The sequence below is a fragment of the Planococcus versutus genome (assembly GCF_001186155.3).
Classification (GTDB): domain Bacteria; phylum Bacillota; class Bacilli; order Bacillales_A; family Planococcaceae; genus Planococcus; species Planococcus versutus.
Genome location: NZ_CP016540.2, coordinates 2,141,017 through 2,159,225, shown reverse-complemented (window position 1 = coordinate 2,159,225; position 18,209 = coordinate 2,141,017). Strand labels below are relative to the sequence as shown.

General features: G+C 41.6%; 18 protein-coding genes. 15 read left to right on the top strand and 3 right to left on the bottom strand.

The window, feature by feature from the left end:
* Positions 1–9 precede the first annotated feature (9 nt).
* From pyrR to I858_RS11005, 15 genes are all read left to right on the top strand, one after another.
* On the top strand, positions 10–546 hold the full coding sequence (gene pyrR, locus I858_RS11075) for a bifunctional pyr operon transcriptional regulator/uracil phosphoribosyltransferase PyrR (RefSeq protein WP_275425624.1): 537 nt from the start codon (positions 10–12) through the stop codon (positions 544–546).
* A 27-nt stretch (positions 547–573) separates the two neighbouring features.
* A complete protein-coding gene (locus tag I858_RS11070; RefSeq protein WP_049693332.1) occupies positions 574–1,860 on the top strand; it encodes a solute carrier family 23 protein in 1,287 nt (428 codons plus the stop codon).
* Between the two features lie 130 nt (positions 1,861–1,990).
* Positions 1,991–2,860 (top strand): aspartate carbamoyltransferase catalytic subunit, encoded by an 870-nt coding sequence (locus tag I858_RS11065; RefSeq protein ID WP_049693331.1) that lies wholly within the window; start codon positions 1,991–1,993, stop codon positions 2,858–2,860.
* A 1-nt stretch (position 2,861) separates the two neighbouring features.
* On the top strand, positions 2,862–4,139 hold the full coding sequence (locus I858_RS11060; RefSeq protein WP_071645365.1) for a dihydroorotase: 1,278 nt from the start codon (positions 2,862–2,864) through the stop codon (positions 4,137–4,139).
* A complete protein-coding gene (locus tag I858_RS11055) occupies positions 4,139–5,233 on the top strand; it encodes a carbamoyl phosphate synthase small subunit (protein WP_338046060.1) in 1,095 nt (364 codons plus the stop codon). Before I858_RS11060 ends, I858_RS11055 begins: the two co-directional genes overlap by 1 nt.
* The gene (gene carB, locus I858_RS11050) at positions 5,226–8,414 is read left to right on the top strand and encodes a carbamoyl-phosphate synthase large subunit (protein ID WP_049693329.1); all 3,189 of its coding nucleotides are present in this window, start codon (positions 5,226–5,228) and stop codon (positions 8,412–8,414) included. The genes I858_RS11055 and carB overlap by 8 nt, the downstream gene beginning before the upstream one ends.
* Entirely contained in the window at positions 8,411–9,178 is a 768-nt protein-coding gene (locus I858_RS11045) for a dihydroorotate dehydrogenase electron transfer subunit (protein ID WP_049693328.1), read from the top strand. The genes carB and I858_RS11045 overlap by 4 nt, the downstream gene beginning before the upstream one ends.
* Positions 9,175–10,089, top strand: a complete 915-nt coding sequence (locus I858_RS11040) for a dihydroorotate dehydrogenase (RefSeq protein WP_049693327.1) — start codon at positions 9,175–9,177, stop codon at positions 10,087–10,089. Before I858_RS11045 ends, I858_RS11040 begins: the two co-directional genes overlap by 4 nt.
* Positions 10,086–10,775 carry an orotidine-5'-phosphate decarboxylase gene (pyrF, locus tag I858_RS11035; protein ID WP_049693326.1) on the top strand — a complete coding sequence of 230 codons (690 nt, stop codon included), beginning with the start codon at positions 10,086–10,088 and terminating at the stop codon, positions 10,773–10,775. The genes I858_RS11040 and pyrF overlap by 4 nt, the downstream gene beginning before the upstream one ends.
* Positions 10,772–11,395, top strand: coding sequence for an orotate phosphoribosyltransferase (pyrE, locus tag I858_RS11030; RefSeq protein ID WP_049693325.1), 624 nt, complete (start codon positions 10,772–10,774; stop codon positions 11,393–11,395). Before pyrF ends, pyrE begins: the two co-directional genes overlap by 4 nt.
* A 151-nt stretch (positions 11,396–11,546) precedes the next feature.
* On the top strand, positions 11,547–11,891 hold the full coding sequence (locus tag I858_RS11025; RefSeq protein WP_049693324.1) for a PadR family transcriptional regulator: 345 nt from the start codon (positions 11,547–11,549) through the stop codon (positions 11,889–11,891).
* Positions 11,875–12,555: a DUF1129 family protein gene (locus I858_RS11020; protein ID WP_049693323.1), complete on the top strand. Its 681-nt coding sequence runs from the start codon at positions 11,875–11,877 to the stop codon at positions 12,553–12,555. The genes I858_RS11025 and I858_RS11020 overlap by 17 nt, the downstream gene beginning before the upstream one ends.
* Positions 12,556–12,635: 80 nt before the next feature.
* Complete coding sequence (locus I858_RS11015; RefSeq protein ID WP_049693322.1) at positions 12,636–13,970, top strand: D-serine ammonia-lyase; 1,335 nt, start codon at positions 12,636–12,638, stop codon at positions 13,968–13,970.
* Positions 13,971–13,973: 3 nt separating this feature from the next.
* On the top strand, positions 13,974–14,270 hold the full coding sequence (locus I858_RS11010; RefSeq protein ID WP_049693321.1) for a hypothetical protein: 297 nt from the start codon (positions 13,974–13,976) through the stop codon (positions 14,268–14,270).
* Positions 14,270–14,551 carry a TIGR04104 family putative zinc finger protein gene (locus I858_RS11005; RefSeq protein WP_071645364.1) on the top strand — a complete coding sequence of 94 codons (282 nt, stop codon included), beginning with the start codon at positions 14,270–14,272 and terminating at the stop codon, positions 14,549–14,551. Before I858_RS11010 ends, I858_RS11005 begins: the two co-directional genes overlap by 1 nt.
* Before the next feature lie 163 nt (positions 14,552–14,714).
* Here I858_RS11005 and I858_RS11000 read toward each other — a convergent pair whose 3' ends face one another.
* From I858_RS11000 to I858_RS10990, 3 genes are all read right to left on the bottom strand, one after another.
* Positions 14,715–15,392: an amino acid ABC transporter permease gene (locus tag I858_RS11000; RefSeq protein ID WP_049693320.1), complete on the bottom strand. Its 678-nt coding sequence runs from the start codon at positions 15,390–15,392 to the stop codon at positions 14,715–14,717.
* A gap of 15 nt (positions 15,393–15,407) precedes the next feature.
* The gene (locus tag I858_RS10995; RefSeq protein ID WP_049693319.1) at positions 15,408–16,256 is read right to left on the bottom strand and encodes a transporter substrate-binding domain-containing protein; all 849 of its coding nucleotides are present in this window, start codon (positions 16,254–16,256) and stop codon (positions 15,408–15,410) included.
* A 198-nt stretch (positions 16,257–16,454) separates the two neighbouring features.
* A complete protein-coding gene (locus I858_RS10990; RefSeq protein WP_049693318.1) occupies positions 16,455–18,119 on the bottom strand; it encodes an Rqc2 family fibronectin-binding protein in 1,665 nt (554 codons plus the stop codon).
* Positions 18,120–18,209 lie beyond the last annotated feature (90 nt).

Genomic DNA, 18,209 nt, shown 5'->3' with positions numbered 1-18,209 from the left:
AATATAATGGTGGAAAAAGCAGATATTCTAGATGAACAGGCAATTAGCCGAGCGATCACGCGTATTGCGCATGAAATTATCGAACGCAATAAAGGTATTGATGACTGTATATTAGTCGGCATCAAAACGCGCGGTGCATTTATCGCAAAGCGACTGGCTGAAAAAATCGAAAAAATCGAAGGGCGCCCCATCATGAAAGGCGAACTTGATATTACGCTTTACAGAGATGACTTGAGCATCAAAACAAAAAACCAAGAACCGTTAGTGCAACAAGTCGATATTAAACACAGTATACTTAACAAAAAAGTCATCTTAGTAGATGATGTGCTCTATACAGGACGCACTGTACGCGCAGCGATGGATGCTGTTATGGACCTAGGACGACCGGCACAAATTCAACTAGCAGTATTGATTGACCGAGGACATCGCGAATTGCCAATACGCGCTGACTTTGTCGGAAAAAACATTCCGACTTCAAGCGACGAACGAATCATTGTGAAAATGATTGAAAGTGATCAAGTCGACCGCGTTGCCATTCACGAATAGATAGTTATAGATAGAGGAGAATGGAAATTGAGCGAAGCAATTTTAGACGTACAAGATAAACCAAAAACAGGACAATGGATTTCACTAAGCTTGCAGCATATGTTTGCGATGTTCGGAGCGACAATTCTAGTGCCTCAACTAGTCGGCTTGAGCCCAGCTATCGCATTGTTAACAAGTGGGATTGCAACGATCATTTTTATCCTTATCACACAATTTAAAGTACCAGCATATCTCGGATCTTCATTTGCCTTTATCTTACCGATTACCATTGCCACAAAAACCGGTGGCATTGGCTCTGCCATGATTGGTGCCATGTTTGTTTCACTTGTCTACGCGATTGTCGCGTTAATTATTTGGAAAACAGGTTATCAGTGGCTGATGAAGTTACTTCCACCGATTGTCGTAGGGCCGGTTATCATTGTCATCGGACTGGCTTTATCGGGAACAGCAGTAAATATGGCCATGACCATTCCAGTAGGAAATGCTTCAGAATATAGTTTGCTGCATTTTTCGGCAGCTATTGTTACGCTGCTAACTGCCATCATTTGTAACATTTATTTTAAAAACATCATTTCATTGATGCCGATTTTGATCGGTATTATCGCAGGGTATGGCTACTCAGCTGCTATTGGCATTATTGACTACGGCGTCATTGCTGACGCGAAATGGTTCGCAGTACCAGAATTCTTAATTCCTGGAGTGGATTACTCTTTTCAAGTAACACCAACCTTGTTGTTCGTCATGGTCCCAATTGCCATCGTCACGATTTCTGAACATATCGGTCATCAACTGGTACTAGGCAAGATTGTCAATCGAAATTACATAAAAGACCCAGGCTTACATCGGTCGATACTAGGTGATGGGATTGGAACTTTTATCTCTTCACTAGTTGGTGGCCCACCAAAGACGACATACGGTGAGAATATTGGGGTACTCGCAATTACGAAAGTGTTTTCAGTCTATGTCATCTTTGGAGCGGCAGTGTTTGCCATCGTCTTTTCGTTCTTTGGCAAATTGATGGCCGTCATCGAGACAATTCCAACGGCTGTTCTAGGCGGAATTTCGATCTTATTGTTTGGTATTATCGCATCTTCTGGCTTGCGTATGCTAGTAGATAACAACATCGACTTTGGCAACAACCGAAATTTAGTGATTTCTTCAGTTATCTTGGTTATCGGGATTGGCGGAGCTAAAATTGAATTTAGTGAAACATTCTCAATCGAAGGAATGGCGCTCGCTGCTATTGTTGGTGTCATTTTGAACTTAGTGCTACCGGGAATGGATAAAAAAGAAGTAGACGACGGAACTAAATAATTACCTTTTAATGAATGTCCAGAGAGGCATGGAAAGGGTTGAAGAACGGGTGGACTAACCCTTCTTTCCTCATACCTTCCTGCCTCTGGGAAGGTATTTTTTTGTCTGAAAGAAGAAAGGATGAAGTATTTTGCCGAACTTATTATCCATGAACAACTTAGAAAATGACACAATCATGAGCTTAATGGATCGTGCGGGAGAATTTCAACACGGCGAAAAAGCATCAATTGATGGCACAGTCGTTAATTTGTTTTTTGAACCGAGTACACGAACAAAGATGAGTTTTGAAATGGCTGAGCATAAATTAGGACTCGCCGTGTTGCCATTTGAAACAGCCTTTTCTAGCATCTTAAAAGGAGAAACACTATATGACACTGTTAAGACGATGGAAGCGATCGGTGTAGGTGCAGTTATTATTCGCCACGAAGAAGAAGAATACTATCAGCAACTCGAAGGCTGTACTATCGCAGTCATAAACGGTGGGGACGGTTCAGGGCAACATCCCACACAATCGTTGCTAGATTTGTTTACAATTTATCAAGAATTTGGCCACGTGGAAGGAATTCATGTCACCATCGTTGGAGACGTTGCTCATAGCCGAGTGGCAAAATCAAATGCTTCGGCACTCAAGCAATTAGGGGCGAAAGTGAGTTTTGTGTGTCCCGAAGAATGGAGTGGAGAGTATGAATCTTCCGAGCATTTGGATGATTTTATAGAAAATACAGATGTCATCATGTTGCTCCGAGTGCAACATGAACGGCATACGGATTCTGAGCATTTTTCAAAAGAGAACTACCATCAACAATACGGTTTAACAGTAGCGCGAGAAAAGAAAATGAAGGATAGCGCCATCATCATGCATCCAGCTCCAATCAACCGAGGAGTCGAAATTGCTGACAACTTAGTTGAATGTGAACGTTCACGAATTTTTAAACAAATGACAAACGGAGTTTTCATCCGAATGGCAGTACTTGAATACGCATTGAAAGGGAGAGATTAACTTGAATTTATTTATTAAAAACGTAACCATGCTGCAAAATGGAGAAATGTCACCAACAAATATTCGGGTCGTAAATGGCAAAGTTAATGAAATCGGTAGAAACTTACAGGCGCAAAACGAAACCCAAATTGACGGCAAAGGCCGAATGGTCGCACCAGGGTTCGTTGATATCCACGTACATTTGCGTGAACCGGGTGGGGAGCAAAAAGAAACCATCGAAAGCGGAACGCGTTCAGCAGCAAAAGGCGGCTTTACTACGATTTGTGCGATGCCAAACACACGTCCTGTTCCGGATACGAAAGAAAATCTTCAACTGGTCAACGGATTGATCGAAAAAAATGCGCTTATCCGAGTTTTGCCATATGCTTCAATTACCATTAGAGAAGCAGGAAAAGAACGCACGAACTTACAGGAACTAAAAGAAAACGGTGCTTTCGCTTTTACGGATGATGGTGTCGGCATTCAAGAAGCGGGAATGATGTACGAAACGATGCAAGAAGCAGCGAAAATCGACATGGCAGTCGTTGCGCATTGCGAAGACAATAGCTTGATTTATGATGGTGTCATGCACGACGGTAAGCGCAGTAGAGAACTTGGGCTTAAAGGCATTCCAGCGGTTGCTGAATCGGTGCATATTGCACGCGACATTTTACTAGCAGAAGCAGCAGGCGCACATTACCACGTCTGCCACGTCAGCACAAAAGAATCAGTTCGCGTCATTCGCGACGCAAAACGTGCAGGAGTTCGCGTAACAGCTGAAGTTACACCTCACCATTTGCTGTTAACAGAAGATGATATTCCAGCGGACGATGCCAATTACAAAATGAACCCGCCACTACGTGCAAAGGAAGATTGGCAAGCGCTACACGAAGGTTTGCTTGACGGCACACTAGACTTTATTGCGACAGACCATGCACCACATACAGCGGCAGAAAAAACAAATGGCATGAATGGCTCGATGTTTGGAATCGTCGGTTTTGAAACAGCATTTCCATTGCTCTACAGCAAATTTGTTAAAAATGGTACATGGACGTTACAACAATTAATCGACTGGTTGACGATCAAACCGAGCGAAACGTTTAACTTGCCCTATGGCAAATTAGAAACAGGTCAAGTAGCAGATTTAGTATTGCTGGATCTGGAAAAAGAACAAGAAATTCAAGTAAATACATTTTTATCGAAAGGTCGCAATACACCATTTGGTGGCTGGAAATGTACAGGATGGCCGGTAATGACTATTTTTAGTGGAGAAATCGTATGGCAGGAGGAGGAAAATTAATGAAACGTTATTTAATCTTAGAAGACGGTACGGTATTTGAAGGAACAGCATTTGGAAGCGACAGTGCTTCTGTCGGAGAAATCGTTTTTAATACGAGTATGACGGGTTATCAGGAAATTTTATCGGATCCTTCTTACTGCGGACAAATTGTCACGATGACCTACCCATTAATCGGCAACTACGGCATTAATAGTGACGATTTCGAATCGATTGAACCAGCAGTTAAAGGAATGGTCGTTCGCGAACTTGCCGAGTTTCCATCCAATTTCAGAAATAAGTCAACTTTAGACGAATTATTCAAAACAAAAAACATTCCTGGGATTTCAGGTATTGATACACGTAAACTGACACGTTTAATCCGCTCAAAAGGCGCCATCAAAGGAGTCTTAACAGCAGCCGGTGAAGAAGTTCAATTAGCAGCAGTCGTGAAGACGCTCGAAGAAACGATTTTGCCAAGCGACCAAGTGGCGCAAGTTTCAACAGCACGTCCTTATCCAAGCCCTGGTCGTGGCAAACGCGTTGTATTAATTGACTACGGCATGAAGCATGGCATTTTACGCGAACTTAACAACCGCGATTGCGACGTCATTGTCGTTCCTTATAACACGTCATCAAAAGAAATTCTTGCTTGGGGACCTGATGGCGTTATGTTATCAAATGGCCCTGGAGATCCAAAAGATGTAGAAGAATGTGTAGACGTGGTACGCGAACTACTTGGCCAAGTTCCAATCTTCGGCATCTGCCTAGGTCATCAATTGTTCGCAAGAGCTTGTGGTGCAGACACGTTCAAATTGAAATTCGGACATCGCGGAGGCAATCATCCAGTACGCGACTTAGTCACAGGCAAAATCGAAATCACATCACAAAACCATGGCTACGCTGTGGATGAAGATACCTTACAAGGAACTCGTCTAAAAGTAACGCATAGTGCATTAAATGATGATACAAATGAAGGCTTGGCACACTTAGATTATCCAGCTTTCACAGTTCAATACCACCCAGAATCATCACCCGGACCGGAAGACTCAAACTACTTATTCGACCGCTTTATTGATGTTATGAACGCAACTCGAAAGGAGCACCAACATGCCTAAAAGACAAGACATTCAAAGTATACTCGTCATCGGATCAGGTCCTATTGTCATCGGACAAGCAGCAGAGTTTGACTATGCAGGAACACAAGCATGTCTTGCATTAAAAGAAGAAGGCTACCGCGTTATCTTGATCAACTCGAATCCAGCGACAATCATGACAGACACTGAAATTGCAGATAAAGTCTATATCGAGCCGATTACACTGGAATTTGTTAGCCGCATCTTGCGGAAAGAACGTCCCGATGCACTATTGCCGACACTTGGCGGACAAACTGGACTGAATATGGCAATCGAACTTGATGAGTCAGGCATTCTAGATGAGTTGAATATCGAAATCTTAGGCACGAAGCTTGAAGCCATTCATAAAGCAGAAGATCGTGACTTGTTCCGAACGCTGATGAACGAACTTGGCGAACCCGTTCCAGATTCGGATATTATTCACAATATGGCAGAAGCTGAAAATTTCGTTGATCGTATCGGTTATCCAGTTATTGTGCGTCCTGCTTTTACACTAGGTGGAACAGGCGGAGGCATTTGCGAAAATTACGAACAGCTGAAAGAAATTGTTGCGAGCGGCTTAAAATACAGCCCGGTTACACAATGTTTACTAGAAAAATCAATTGCCGGCTTTAAAGAAATCGAGTACGAAGTAATGCGTGATAAAAACGATACAGCAATTGTTGTTTGTAACATGGAAAACATTGATCCAGTCGGTATCCACACAGGTGATTCGATCGTTGTCGCGCCAAGCCAAACTTTATCAGACCGTGAGTACCAAATGCTGCGTAATGTATCCTTGAAAATTATTCGCGCATTGAAAATCGAAGGTGGCTGCAACGTTCAGTTGGCATTAGATCCATTTAGTTTTAACTACTACATTATCGAAGTAAATCCGCGTGTCAGTCGTTCTTCAGCGCTGGCGTCAAAAGCGACAGGTTATCCAATTGCGAAACTAGCGGCAAAAATTGCTGTCGGTTTAACTTTAGATGAAATGATGAACCCAGTTACTGGCCGCACCTATGCTGCATTCGAGCCGGCGCTTGATTATGTGGTAACAAAAATTCCACGCTGGCCGTTTGATAAATTCGAATCAGCCAAACGCAATCTAGGAACGCAAATGAAAGCAACAGGCGAAGTAATGGCAATGGGTCGTACATTCGAAGAGTCTATTTTAAAAGCTGTCCGTTCATTAGAAACAGGGCAATTCCACTTAGAGTTAAAAAATGCGGATAGCATGAGTGATGAATGGATTCAAAAACGTATTTGCCGCGCAGGAGATGAGCGTTTATTCTTTATCGGCGAAGCACTTCGCCGCGGAGTGACGATTGAAACCATCAATGAATGGAGCCAAATCGATTTATTCTTCTTAAAGAAATTCGAAAACATCGTAAAATACGAAGAAAATTTGAAAAATGCACCATTTGATTACGACACAGCGAGACGCGCCAAACGTTTAGGTTTTGCAGACCGGACAATCGCGAAGCTATGGAATACCACTGAACAGCAAGTGTATAACTGGCGCAAAGAACAAAAATTAATGCCGGTTTACAAAATGGTCGATACATGTGCGGCAGAGTTTGAATCGGAAACGCCTTATTTTTACGGCACGTATGAAGATGAAAATGAGTCAGTAAAAACAGACAAAGAGTCGGTCATTGTTCTCGGTTCAGGCCCAATCCGTATCGGTCAAGGCGTTGAATTCGACTATGCGACGGTGCACTCTGTATGGGCGATTAAAGAAGCGGGTTACGAAGCGATAATCGTCAACAATAATCCGGAAACCGTTTCAACCGATTTCTCGATTTCCGATAAATTGTATTTTGAACCGCTGACAATCGAAGATGTTATGCATATTGTCGATCTGGAGCAGCCAAAAGGAGTTGTCGTTCAATTCGGCGGACAGACAGCCATTAACTTAGCTGAAAAACTTGAGCAAAACGGTGTTAAAATTTTAGGAACTTCACTAGAAGATACAGACAGAGCAGAAAATCGCAACAAATTCGAAGCAGCTTTGCACGAAATCGGCATTCCACAACCTTTAGGAAAAACGGCTGTTAATGCAGACGAAGCCATCATTATCGCTGCGGATATCGGTTATCCGGTACTCGTTCGTCCTTCGTATGTACTTGGAGGACGCGCAATGGAAATCGTTTACAACGAAGAAGACTTGAAATATTATATGGAACACGCAGTAGAAGCGAGTCCAGAACACCCGGTACTAGTCGACCGTTACTTAACAGGAATCGAAATTGAAGTCGATGCCATTTCAGATGGTGAACATGTCTTAATTCCGGGGATCATGGAACATATTGAACGTGCAGGCGTTCACTCGGGCGACTCGATCGCAGTTTACCCAACACAAAATATTTCAACAGAATTACTTGATACACTCGTTGACTACACCACACGATTAGCAAAAGGATTGAACATCATCGGCTTATTGAATATCCAGTATGTTATTTCAAAAGGTGAAGTCTTTGTGATTGAAGTCAATCCAAGATCAAGTCGAACAGTGCCGTTTATGAGCAAAATTACATCAATTCCAATGGCTAATATTGCGACAAAAGCAATTTTAGGGCAAAGCATCGTTGACCAAGGTTTTACACCAGGACTTGCACCAATTTCAAAAGGAGTATTCGTCAAAGTACCGGTCTTTTCTTTTGCCAAGTTACGCCGTGTTGATATTACACTCGGGCCAGAAATGAAATCTACTGGAGAAGTGATGGGCAAAGACACAACACTTGAAAAAGCGTTGTATAAAGGATTAGCAGCAGCGGGCATGGAAGTAAAAGATCATGGCACAGTGCTACTAACAGTAGCCGATAAAGATAAAGAAGAAGCGATCGGTTTAGCAAAACGCTTTAAAGCAATCGGCTATCAAATTATGGCAACTGGCGGAACAGCCAAAGCTTTCGAAGAAGCGGGAATCATCGTTGCACCAGTCGGCAAAATTGGGTCTGAAGGCAAAACTTTGCTCGATGTTATTCAAAACGGCGACACGCAAATCGTCATCAATACCTTAACAAAAGGCAAACAACCAGAACGTGACGGCTTTCGCATTCGCCGTGAATCGGTTGAGAACGGCATTCCTTGTCTAACTTCGCTGGATACAGCAGAAGCGATGTTACGTGTTATCGAATCAATGACTTTCTCAGCGGAGGAAATGGGGGCAGGCATATGATCAAACAAGAACGTATGCAAATTATCAAGCAGCAGCAAATCGCCCATCACATTTTTGAACTAACTGTAAAAGGGACTCTTGCCAATGAAATGGCAGAACCCGGACAATTTGTCCATATTCGCGTGGCTGATAGTTTTGAGCCTTTGTTGCGTCGCCCAATTTCAGTGGCTTCAATCGATCTAGAAGCTTCGCAATTTACAATGATTTATCGAGCAGAAGGACGTGGAACACAGTTATTGGCTGAAAAAACAGCGGGTGATACCTTAGACGTACTCGGACCACTCGGACACGGCTTTCCGGTAGAAGAAGCTGTGAAAAGAGCGTATTTGATTGGCGGAGGAATCGGTGTTCCACCGCTATATGAACTCGCCAAACAGTTAAACGCGCGCGGTATCGAAACGGTCCATATCCTGGGATTTGAAAGCAAGCAAGCCGTTTTTTATGAAGATAAGTTTCGCGAACTTGGCGATACACATATTGCGACAGTTGATGGATCTCATGGTACGCAAGGGTTTGTGACGCATATCCTCAACGAGTTGCCAACAGATTTTGATACCTATTATAGCTGTGGACCAACTGCGATGCTTGAAGCGGTGCAATGGGCGTATCCACAGAAAAAAGGGTTCTTATCGTATGAGCAACGAATGGGCTGCGGCATCGGAGCATGCTTCGCTTGCGTATGCCGAACAACGAAAAGCGAAACGGATTACATCAAAGTGTGTTCAGATGGACCGGTATTTCCAGCAGGAGTGGTGATTACATGATTGATTTAACAGTTAAACTTCCAGGGCTCAACTTAAAAAACCCAATCATGCCAGCTTCTGGCTGTTTCGGTTTTGGTAAAGAGTATGCACAATTATACGACTTGTCGCAGCTTGGTGCCATCATGATCAAAGCAACGACCGTTGAAATGCGTCTTGGTAATCCGACTCCGCGAGTTGCAGAAACAGCGTCGGGCATGCTAAACGCTATCGGTTTACAAAATCCTGGCCTTGAAAAAGTAGCCGGTCAAGAATTACCATGGTTAGAAAAGTACGACGTGCCGATCATTGCCAATGTAGCGGGAACGACGACAGAAGATTATGTCGAAGTCGCGAAAGCTATTTCACAAGCACCAAATGTTCATGCACTGGAAATCAATATTTCGTGTCCAAACGTTAAGCAAGGCGGCATCACGTTCGGTACCGATCCAGACGTAGCCCGTGAGTTAACGCGTGCTGTAAAAGAAGTGTCTGCTGTGCCGGTTTATGTTAAATTGTCGCCGAACGTGACGAATATCGTGTCAATCGCCAAAGCAGTCGAAGAAGGTGGTGCGGATGGCATTACGATGATTAATACATTACTCGGCATGCGCATGGATACGAAAACTGGACGTCCGATTATCGCCAATATTACAGGTGGCTTGTCAGGGCCTGCTATTAAACCGGTCGCTTTACGGATGGTTTACGAAGTTAGTCAGCATACTAAGCTGCCAATTATCGGTATGGGCGGGGTAACAAATGTGGACGATGTCATCGACTTTTTATCAGCCGGCGCGAGCGCTGTGGCGGTCGGAACAGCCAATTTCGTCAATCCATTTGTCTGTCCAGAAATAATAAAGCAACTACCAGAACACTTGCACGAACTTGGATTTGATTCAGTCGAACAACTTGTCGGAAGGAGTCATCGTCTGTGAATAAACCCATTATTGCTTTAGATTTTGCATCCAAACAACAAGTAGAAGAATTTTTAGCACAGTTTTCTGAACCGCTTTTTGTCAAAGTAGGCATGGAGCTTTATTACCAAGAAGGACCGGAGCTCATCCGTTACATCAAATCGCTCGGTCATGAAATTTTCTTGGACTTGAAGCTGCACGATATTCCAAATACTGTCGAATCTGCTATGCGGGGCTTGTCTAAACTTGGGGTGGACATGGTCAATGTTCATGCTGCAGGAGGACTTGAGATGATGAAAGCAGCTAAACGCGGACTAGCGGATAGTGATACAAAACTGATTGCTGTGACACAATTGACTTCGACTAGTGAAAAACAGATGCACGAAGATCAATGGATTTATGTTAGCCTGGAAGAATCTGTATTGCATTACGCAAAACGTGCCATGCAAGCAGGATTAGACGGTGTCGTTTGTTCCGTACTAGAAGCACAAGCTATAAGAGATGCTTGTGGTCAAGAATTTTTACGTGTTACACCAGGCATTCGACCTGCCGCAGTGTCAGCAGACGATCAAAAACGCATCGCGACTCCAGCGCAAGCGCGTGAAAAAGGTTCTAGTCATATTGTGGTCGGTCGAGCCATTACAAAAGCTGACAACCCATCAGAAAGTTACAGCCAGATTGCAACAGAATGGAGTGGACACCAATGAAGTTAAAAGTAGCAAATCATTTACTATCTATTGGCGCAGTCGAATTGCGTCCGCAAGATCCCTTTACTTGGGCGTCAGGCGTTAAGTCACCGATTTACTGTGATAACCGATTGACAATGTCTTACCCAAAAGTACGCAAAGACATTGCTGCCAGTCTAGCAGAAACCATTAACGAATATTATCCTGACTGTGAAGTGGTCGCAGGAACTGCCACTGCAGGTATTCCGCATGCGGCTTGGGTTAGTGATTTACTTGAACTGCCAATGGTTTACGTCCGTTCAAAAGCGAAAGAACACGGGCAAACAAATATGATCGAAGGCAAAATCGAAAAAGGTCAAAAAGTAGTAGTCGTAGAAGACTTGATTTCTAAAGGCGGCTCTGTCTTACAAGCAGCACAAGCGTTAGAAGCAGCAGGTTTTGACGTACTTGGAATTGTTGCGATTTTTACGTACGATTTGCCACAGTCAATTGAGACCATCACAGGAGCAGGTTATACGTTCCATACGCTAACGGATTTCCCAGCGCTTGTTGAACAGGCATTGAGTACAGGTGCTATTAGTGAAGACGAACTGCCGATGCTTGCAGATTGGCATGAAAAGTTAAAAGCAGGAACTTTGTAAAGCCGGCCAATTGGTCGGTTTTTTTCTATGTTGAAATTGTTGACATAAATGAATAAACTGATTACAATAAAAACAACTAGTTGGTAATGCAAAGTAGTTGTTTTTTTGAGGTACTATCTTGTATTACATAGTACCGAAAGGAGAGACCGATATGGCTCTTAGAAGCCAATTGCTAAAAGGAGTTTTAGAAGCGTGTGTAATGGCTGTAGTGGAAGAGCAACCGGTCTATGGCTATGAACTTTCGCAAAAGTTGCAAGGAATCGGGTTACCAGACATTAGTGATGGCACTATTTATCCCGTGTTGCTTCGGCTACAGAAAAACGGCTTTATCCGTGGTGAAATGAGGCCTTCTGCAGCAGGGCCGAATCGTAAGTATTATTTTTTGACCGAGGAAGGAAAAGCGGAGTTAGCGCAAATGGCTTTTGAATGGCTTCAAATTGCCGAGCCAGTCAGCCAACTACTGAAAAGAGGTGGACACGATGAGAGGAACGACTAAACTGATTAAGGAAAATAACGATAAAAGAAAGCTTTTAACTTCTGAAAACGAGAAACTTTACGAAGATTTATTGCTGTATATCCGAACAGACCTTCGAGTGGATGAGCGTGCAGCAGAAGAGCTGTTGATGGATTTATTGGATCATTTAATTGAAGCGCAAAGAAACGGCAAAGATGCTACGGATTTGTTCGGCGATTCCCCAGAAGCTTATGCAGATGAGCTCATTGCAAATATGCCGAAAGAGAATAAACGAAATGTTATTTTGCAAGCAACATCATTCACGCTTGGGTTAGCAGGTTGGTTTACACTTACGTATGGAGTTTTAAATGGGATTATTTCAGTATTCACTTCCATAGATAATGATTTCGCTTTAGGAAGCATTTCAATAATTTTTCTGGCCATAGTTTTAGTTGGTGTTATTGGCTTATTTATCATTTTCCGTCTTATTCGTACTTCTGTTTTTAAACCAGAAATTCAAGAATGGAAAATTTATGTTGTATCTGGATTATATGGCATGATTGCTTTTGCTTTTATACTGGGTGTTGGTTATTTTTTTGATGGAATCGGTCCGATCATTCAAATTCAGTGGTGGGTACTCTTTTTGATTGGACTTGCATTGGTAGGACTTACTAAAGGATTAAGTCGGTTATCTTTAAGTCAGTGAAAAGAACATGGAGAGATGACTCTTTTTATGGTCTCCTGTATGATGAAAATATCAGATGACTTGAACGGAAGGGGATTTCTATGAGCATTGAACTACAACAACTAAACGACTGGATTTCATGCAATCCTTTACTTAAACCGATTATGAACTTAGAGTCGGTTGTATGGTTAAATCCTAAACTCCAAAAACTGGCTGATATGACCGATTTGCCAGTGAACCTCGCTGATATGGAGAAAGCAGAGCAACTTTGGCAGAGGTTTGCTCCTTTTCTAGCAGCTCAATTTCAAGACACAGCAAAGGTAAATGGAATTGTGGAATCCCCACTGCGTGAGGTAGCTAGAATGAAAGAGCAATTGAACAAACAGTTTGAGGGAGAAATTGAAGGTCGGCTATACTTAAAATGTGATAACGAATTGCCAATTGCTGGATCGATTAAAGCACGCGGTGGTGTTTATGAAGTATTGCATCATGCAGAGAAATTAGCTGAAAAAGCAGGCATTATTTCAAGCCAGCAATCGTACGAGCAGTTTTCCTCACAAAAATTCAAACAGTTTTTCAGTCAATACTCCATCGGGGTAGGTTCTACAGGAAACCTTGGACTCAGCATTGGCATCATCAGTGCTAAACTCGGATTCCAAGTATCTGTTTATATGTCTTCAGACGCAAAAGCGTGGAAAAAAGAATTATTACGTGAAAAAGGTGCCACTGTTGTAGAATTTAAAGGTGGTTTTAGTGAGGCTATTTCAGCTGGACGAAGCGAAACGTTAGCCAAACCAGGGGCTTATTTTGTTGATGACGAAAAATCTAAGCATTTGTTTTTAGGCTATAGTGTAGCTGCTTTTCGACTCAAACAACAACTTACTGATCAAAATATCCAAGTTGACGCCAAGCATCCGCTATTTGTGTACTTACCTTGCGGAGTAGGAGGTGCGCCGGGAGGAATTGCTTTCGGACTGAAGCAAGTTTTGGGTGATGCGGTTCATTGCTTTTTTGTAGAACCGACACATTCTCCAGCAGTGCTTATTGGTTTAATGACGGGTGAGAAAGAAAAAGTTTGTGTCCAAGATTTCGGTATTAACAATGTTACAGAAGGTGATGGACTAGCAGTAGGAAGACCTTCTAGTTTTGCCTCGAGTATTAGTGAAAAAACAGTTAGTGGAATGTATACGATAGAAGATCAAGAACTGTTTTTTTTATTAGCGCTTTTGGCAAACAGTGAAGAAATTTTCGTCGAACCTTCTGCAACAGCTGGTTTACTCGGACCGTTGAAAGTTCAAGCAAGCGATTACGCACAAGCTAATAAAATACCAATGAATACAGCCACGCATATTGTATGGGCAACGGGAGGCGCATTGGTGCCAAAAGAAGAAATGGATGCATTTTATCAACGTGGAAATAAAAACTTAGGGGTGTAGCAAATGGATGTATCGTGGATACTGATCATTTTGGGAGCTGTCTATGTATCAGGCTATTTACTTTATATGGCTTCAGAGAAACAAATCAAGGCATTAGAAAAAAGAGTGCGTCAACTTGAAAAACAGCTAACACAAATACAGCAAGGCGAAGAATGGAAAGAGCCTGATGTAAATGACGAACTTCGAGAATTGCTACAAAAAGGGAAAATGGTTGAAGCGGTGAAACGAACTCGTGAAGAGTTCGGTTGGTCTCTCTTAGACGCTAAACAATATGTGGACAAACTAAAGGAAAATCATTAATGCAGACTTGCGAAGTTTGTCATACGCCATTTACATGGAAACAAGTCAGTAAATCGGTAGCGTTAGCATACAAACCGATAACGTGTCGCACTTGCAAAAAACGCTATCACATTCGGTTTTCATCCCGTATTTTGGCTTCTTTTTTAGTCGTTGGGCCGATAGGTATATTCACTTTTTTTTCGCCTTCAATAAGCATGCAGCTGTTGATGTTTATTGGATTCCTGGTACTTCTTGTTAACTTAATGGCATTGCCCTATTTGATTCGTTATCGAACGGCTTGAAAAATCTTTTTCAACTCTCAGTAAAGCAAACCGAGACGACGAATTTCCTGTATGATGGCAGCTTTATAGGCTGAATGGCCGTATGTGAGAAGTTCTCTATACGCAGGAATTGTGAATGCAATCAATCGAAAAAGCATCCGAGAGAAAAATCTCCGGATGCTTTTTAAATGTAATCAGCGTAACGTTTTTCAAGATAGTTTTGCAAAATCGTCATGATTGAACAAATCGCCCAGTAAATAAGCGCTACTAAAATCAACATCGTTAATAAATCATATTCACGTGCACCTACAATTCGCGCTTTTTGGAAAATTTCCGGCACCGTAATCATCGCAGCCAAAGAAGATGCTTTGATTAAATCCAAGTAAACGTTGGATAAGGGAGGCAACGCAATTCGAATAGACTGGGGCAAAATAATGCGCCGCATCGATTGCCAATAAGTTAACCCAAGGGCTTTCGATGATTCCCATTGCCCTTTATCAACGGATGCCAATGAGGACCGGAAAACTTCTGCGATATAAGCTGCACTATTGAGCGAGAATCCAATTAATGCGGCTTGAACGGCTGTAAATTCAATACCGACAACAGGCAACGCGAAATAAAGTAAAAATAAGATAACCAGAATCGGCACACCTCTCATAAACGAAATATAGAGGCGCGCAGGAAACTGCAAAACTTTTAATTGAGATGTTCGAGCAAGCGATAAGAAAAATCCGATGATGATCCCTACGATCATACTGACGACTGAAATCAGCAAGGTATAGCCAATTCCTTCAAGTACATAAGGTAAAGAATTCAACGCCAATTCCGGGTCAAACAATAATCCCCATTCAATGTCATTCATGGGACAACCTCCTGCTTATTGTTCTTCTATATCAGGTTTAACAGAAACGTCTGCGCCGCCAAAAAATTCTTCTGATATTTCGGTAATTGTTCCATCTTCAAGCATTTCTTCTATCGCTTGATTCACGTGTTCTGCAAGTTCTGTATTGTCTTTGTTCATAACTAAACCTACTTCTGAAGGCGCGTATTTAATGTCCGGATGAATAGTAATGTTTAGTTCTGGGAAAGCAGCAACACCAAACGTCGATAAATAATAATCATTTAAAATAACATCTGTGCGACCAATTGAAACGTCTCTTAAATAAACTTCGTTTGAAGCGTTGTCGTACGTCACTTCTTCCGCACCATACTCACGTGCGATTTCCATGTAAATGGACGTCGAAGCTCCAGCTGCTTTTTTACCTGGTAGATCTTCTAAACTGGAAATGCCGGATAAATCATCTTTACGAACAACTGCTGTGCCGTAAGAATACTTAATCGGTGTTGAAAAAATAAACTCTTTTGCTCGATCTTCCGTAATTTCAATATCATTGGCGGCAAGATCGATTTGGCCCGTGTTTACACTTGTCAACATTTCATCAAAGCCAAGCTCTTTAAATTCAATATCTAATTCCAAACGTTCGCCCAATTCTCGAACAACTTCTACTTCAAAGCCCGTCAACTCATCAGATTCTGCATCACGAAAAGAAGTGGCAAGTAAAGTTCCAGATGTAGCTACTGTTAAAGATCCTTCTTCTTGAATGACATCCCAGGCTGTTTGTTCTTTTTCGGCTGTCTTTTCTTCGTTTGTGCAACCAGTTATAAGCAAAACTGCGGCTGCACCCATGGTGAAAATTGTTTTTTTCTTTGGGTAATAAGTAATCATTTTTTAAAGCCCCCTTAAAATTAAATCCTTTAAGAACATAGCATTTACTCTTGTATAGAGCAATACTTTAAGCACTAATTGGAAGAAAATTCTTTTTTTTACTATATTATTATTATGTAAACTCATAAAATACTAATTAATAATTTAGTATAAAAAATATTAAAAAACCGAAAAGCAAAAAGCTCTCCGGTGTATAAACTATTTTTTCAACTTAATAACTAATTCTTCATCAGGTGTTACAAATACTGTTTTTTGTTCGAAATACGTGACAAATCCAGGTTTTGAACCATTTGGTTTTTTCACGTGACGTGCTTCTGTATAATCTACAGGAACAGAAGAAGATCCTCTTGCTTTACTAAAGTAAGCCGCAATGGTTGCAGCTTCTAGAATTGTCTCTTCGTCTGGATCATTATCATGAATAATAACATGGGATCCCGGAATGTCTTTCGTATGAAGCCATGTATCAGATTTTGTTGCAACTTTGAATGTCACATAATCATTTTGTTTATTGTTTTTACCAACCGAAATGGCTGTTCCTGCAGAAGACACGTACGCTTCTACAGTTGGTTTTGTAGGTTTTTTCTTTTTCTTAGACTTCTGCGCTTTCATAAAGCCTTGTTCAGCTAATTCTTCACGAATTTCTTCAATATCTGAAATTCCAGCTTGTTGAACTTGAGACATTAAAGTTTCAAAGTACTCAATATCTTCAATGGTTTTATTGATTTGTTCTTGTGTTTTAACAACAGCAATTTTTGCTTTTTGGTAGCGCGAATAATAACGTTGCGAATTATCAATTGGCGTTTTTCGCGGGTCAAGCGCAATAGTTACTTTTTCATCGTTGTAATAATTATCGACTTCAATTTCCTTCATACCTTTTTTAATGCGGTGAAGGTTTGCCATGATCAGTTCACCATTCAATTGAAGAACGTCACGTTTTTCAGCTTGATCTTGTTCTTTTTTCAATTTCTTTAATTTGAGTTTCAACTTGGCAATTTCGTTTTGTAACCATCTTTCCAAATCACCCGCTTGTTGTTTAACACGGTCGCGTTCGGCTTTAGCATAATACATTCTGTCGAGCAACTCGCCAAGTGTTAAAAAAGGCAAGCCATTTTCGGCGATGTAGGTGAGTTGAGATGCAGAAAAGAAACTTTTTCCTTCATGCTCAACATAATAACCGGTCGGCTGTGCGCTTGAAAAATCAGCTAGAAACATTTTTGTGGTTTCCAATTTGTTTTCGGCTGTTGCTAAACGGTATGCAAGTTCACGTGCATTTAATGGTGAAAAGCCAGAAAATTGGCTAACAATTTCGCTTGGCTCTGTTTGAGCTAATTCTTCAATTGACTCATAAGGATCTTGCTTTTCTTGAGCAGGCGGGAAGATGTACGGCTGTCCCGGTAAAATAGTTCGATAAGAGTTGACGCTTGGTGGTAAATGTTTTAAGCTGTCGAGAATCATTGTACGTTCTGCATCGATTAAAATAACGTTCGAATGCCGACCCATCATTTCAACGTGAAGTTCGCGTTCGATATCGTCTCCAATTTCGTTTTTTGCTTTGATTTTTAACATGATCAGACGATCCATTCCGTACTGGGCAATTTCAGTGATGACGCCGCCTTCAATATGTTTGCGTAACAGCATACAGAACATAGGTGGTTCAGATGGGTTAACATTAGCTTCAGCTGTTAAATGGATACGCGAATACGATGGGTGAATCGAGATTAACAGTTTATGATTTTTTCCTTGCGCGCGAATGTGTAAAAGTAGTTCAAGCTGGTTAGGCTGATGAACTTTTGAAATCCTACCGGTAACGAGTTGTTGCAATTCACTCGTCATCGATTTGGTGAATAATCCATCAAATGCCATTAAATATCCCTCTTTCAAATCGTTTTGTTCCATCTTATCATTTTCTCCGTGTAATATGATATAATAAGACAGTTAGGTAGAAAACGAAGA

Excerpts from the sequence above, each read along its gene's own strand:
- I858_RS10990 (WP_049693318.1), bottom strand. The coding sequence starts at position 18,119 with ATGGCATTTGATGGATTATTCACCAAATCGATGACGAGTGAATTGCAA.
- I858_RS11045 (WP_049693328.1), top strand. The coding sequence starts at position 8,411 with ATGATCAAACAAGAACGTATGCAAATTATCAAGCAGCAGCAAATCGCC.
- I858_RS11010 (WP_049693321.1), top strand. The coding sequence starts at position 13,974 with ATGGATGTATCGTGGATACTGATCATTTTGGGAGCTGTCTATGTATCA.
- carB (WP_049693329.1), top strand. The coding sequence starts at position 5,226 with ATGCCTAAAAGACAAGACATTCAAAGTATACTCGTCATCGGATCAGGT.
- I858_RS11020 (WP_049693323.1), top strand. The coding sequence starts at position 11,875 with ATGAGAGGAACGACTAAACTGATTAAGGAAAATAACGATAAAAGAAAG.
- I858_RS11025 (WP_049693324.1), top strand. The coding sequence starts at position 11,547 with ATGGCTCTTAGAAGCCAATTGCTAAAAGGAGTTTTAGAAGCGTGTGTA.
- I858_RS11040 (WP_049693327.1), top strand. The coding sequence starts at position 9,175 with ATGATTGATTTAACAGTTAAACTTCCAGGGCTCAACTTAAAAAACCCA.
- pyrE (WP_049693325.1), top strand. The coding sequence starts at position 10,772 with ATGAAGTTAAAAGTAGCAAATCATTTACTATCTATTGGCGCAGTCGAA.
- I858_RS11055 (WP_338046060.1), top strand. The coding sequence starts at position 4,139 with ATGAAACGTTATTTAATCTTAGAAGACGGTACGGTATTTGAAGGAACA.
- I858_RS10995 (WP_049693319.1), bottom strand. The coding sequence starts at position 16,256 with ATGATTACTTATTACCCAAAGAAAAAAACAATTTTCACCATGGGTGCA.
- I858_RS11000 (WP_049693320.1), bottom strand. The coding sequence starts at position 15,392 with ATGAATGACATTGAATGGGGATTATTGTTTGACCCGGAATTGGCGTTG.
- I858_RS11005 (WP_071645364.1), top strand. The coding sequence starts at position 14,270 with ATGCAGACTTGCGAAGTTTGTCATACGCCATTTACATGGAAACAAGTC.
- I858_RS11015 (WP_049693322.1), top strand. The coding sequence starts at position 12,636 with ATGAGCATTGAACTACAACAACTAAACGACTGGATTTCATGCAATCCT.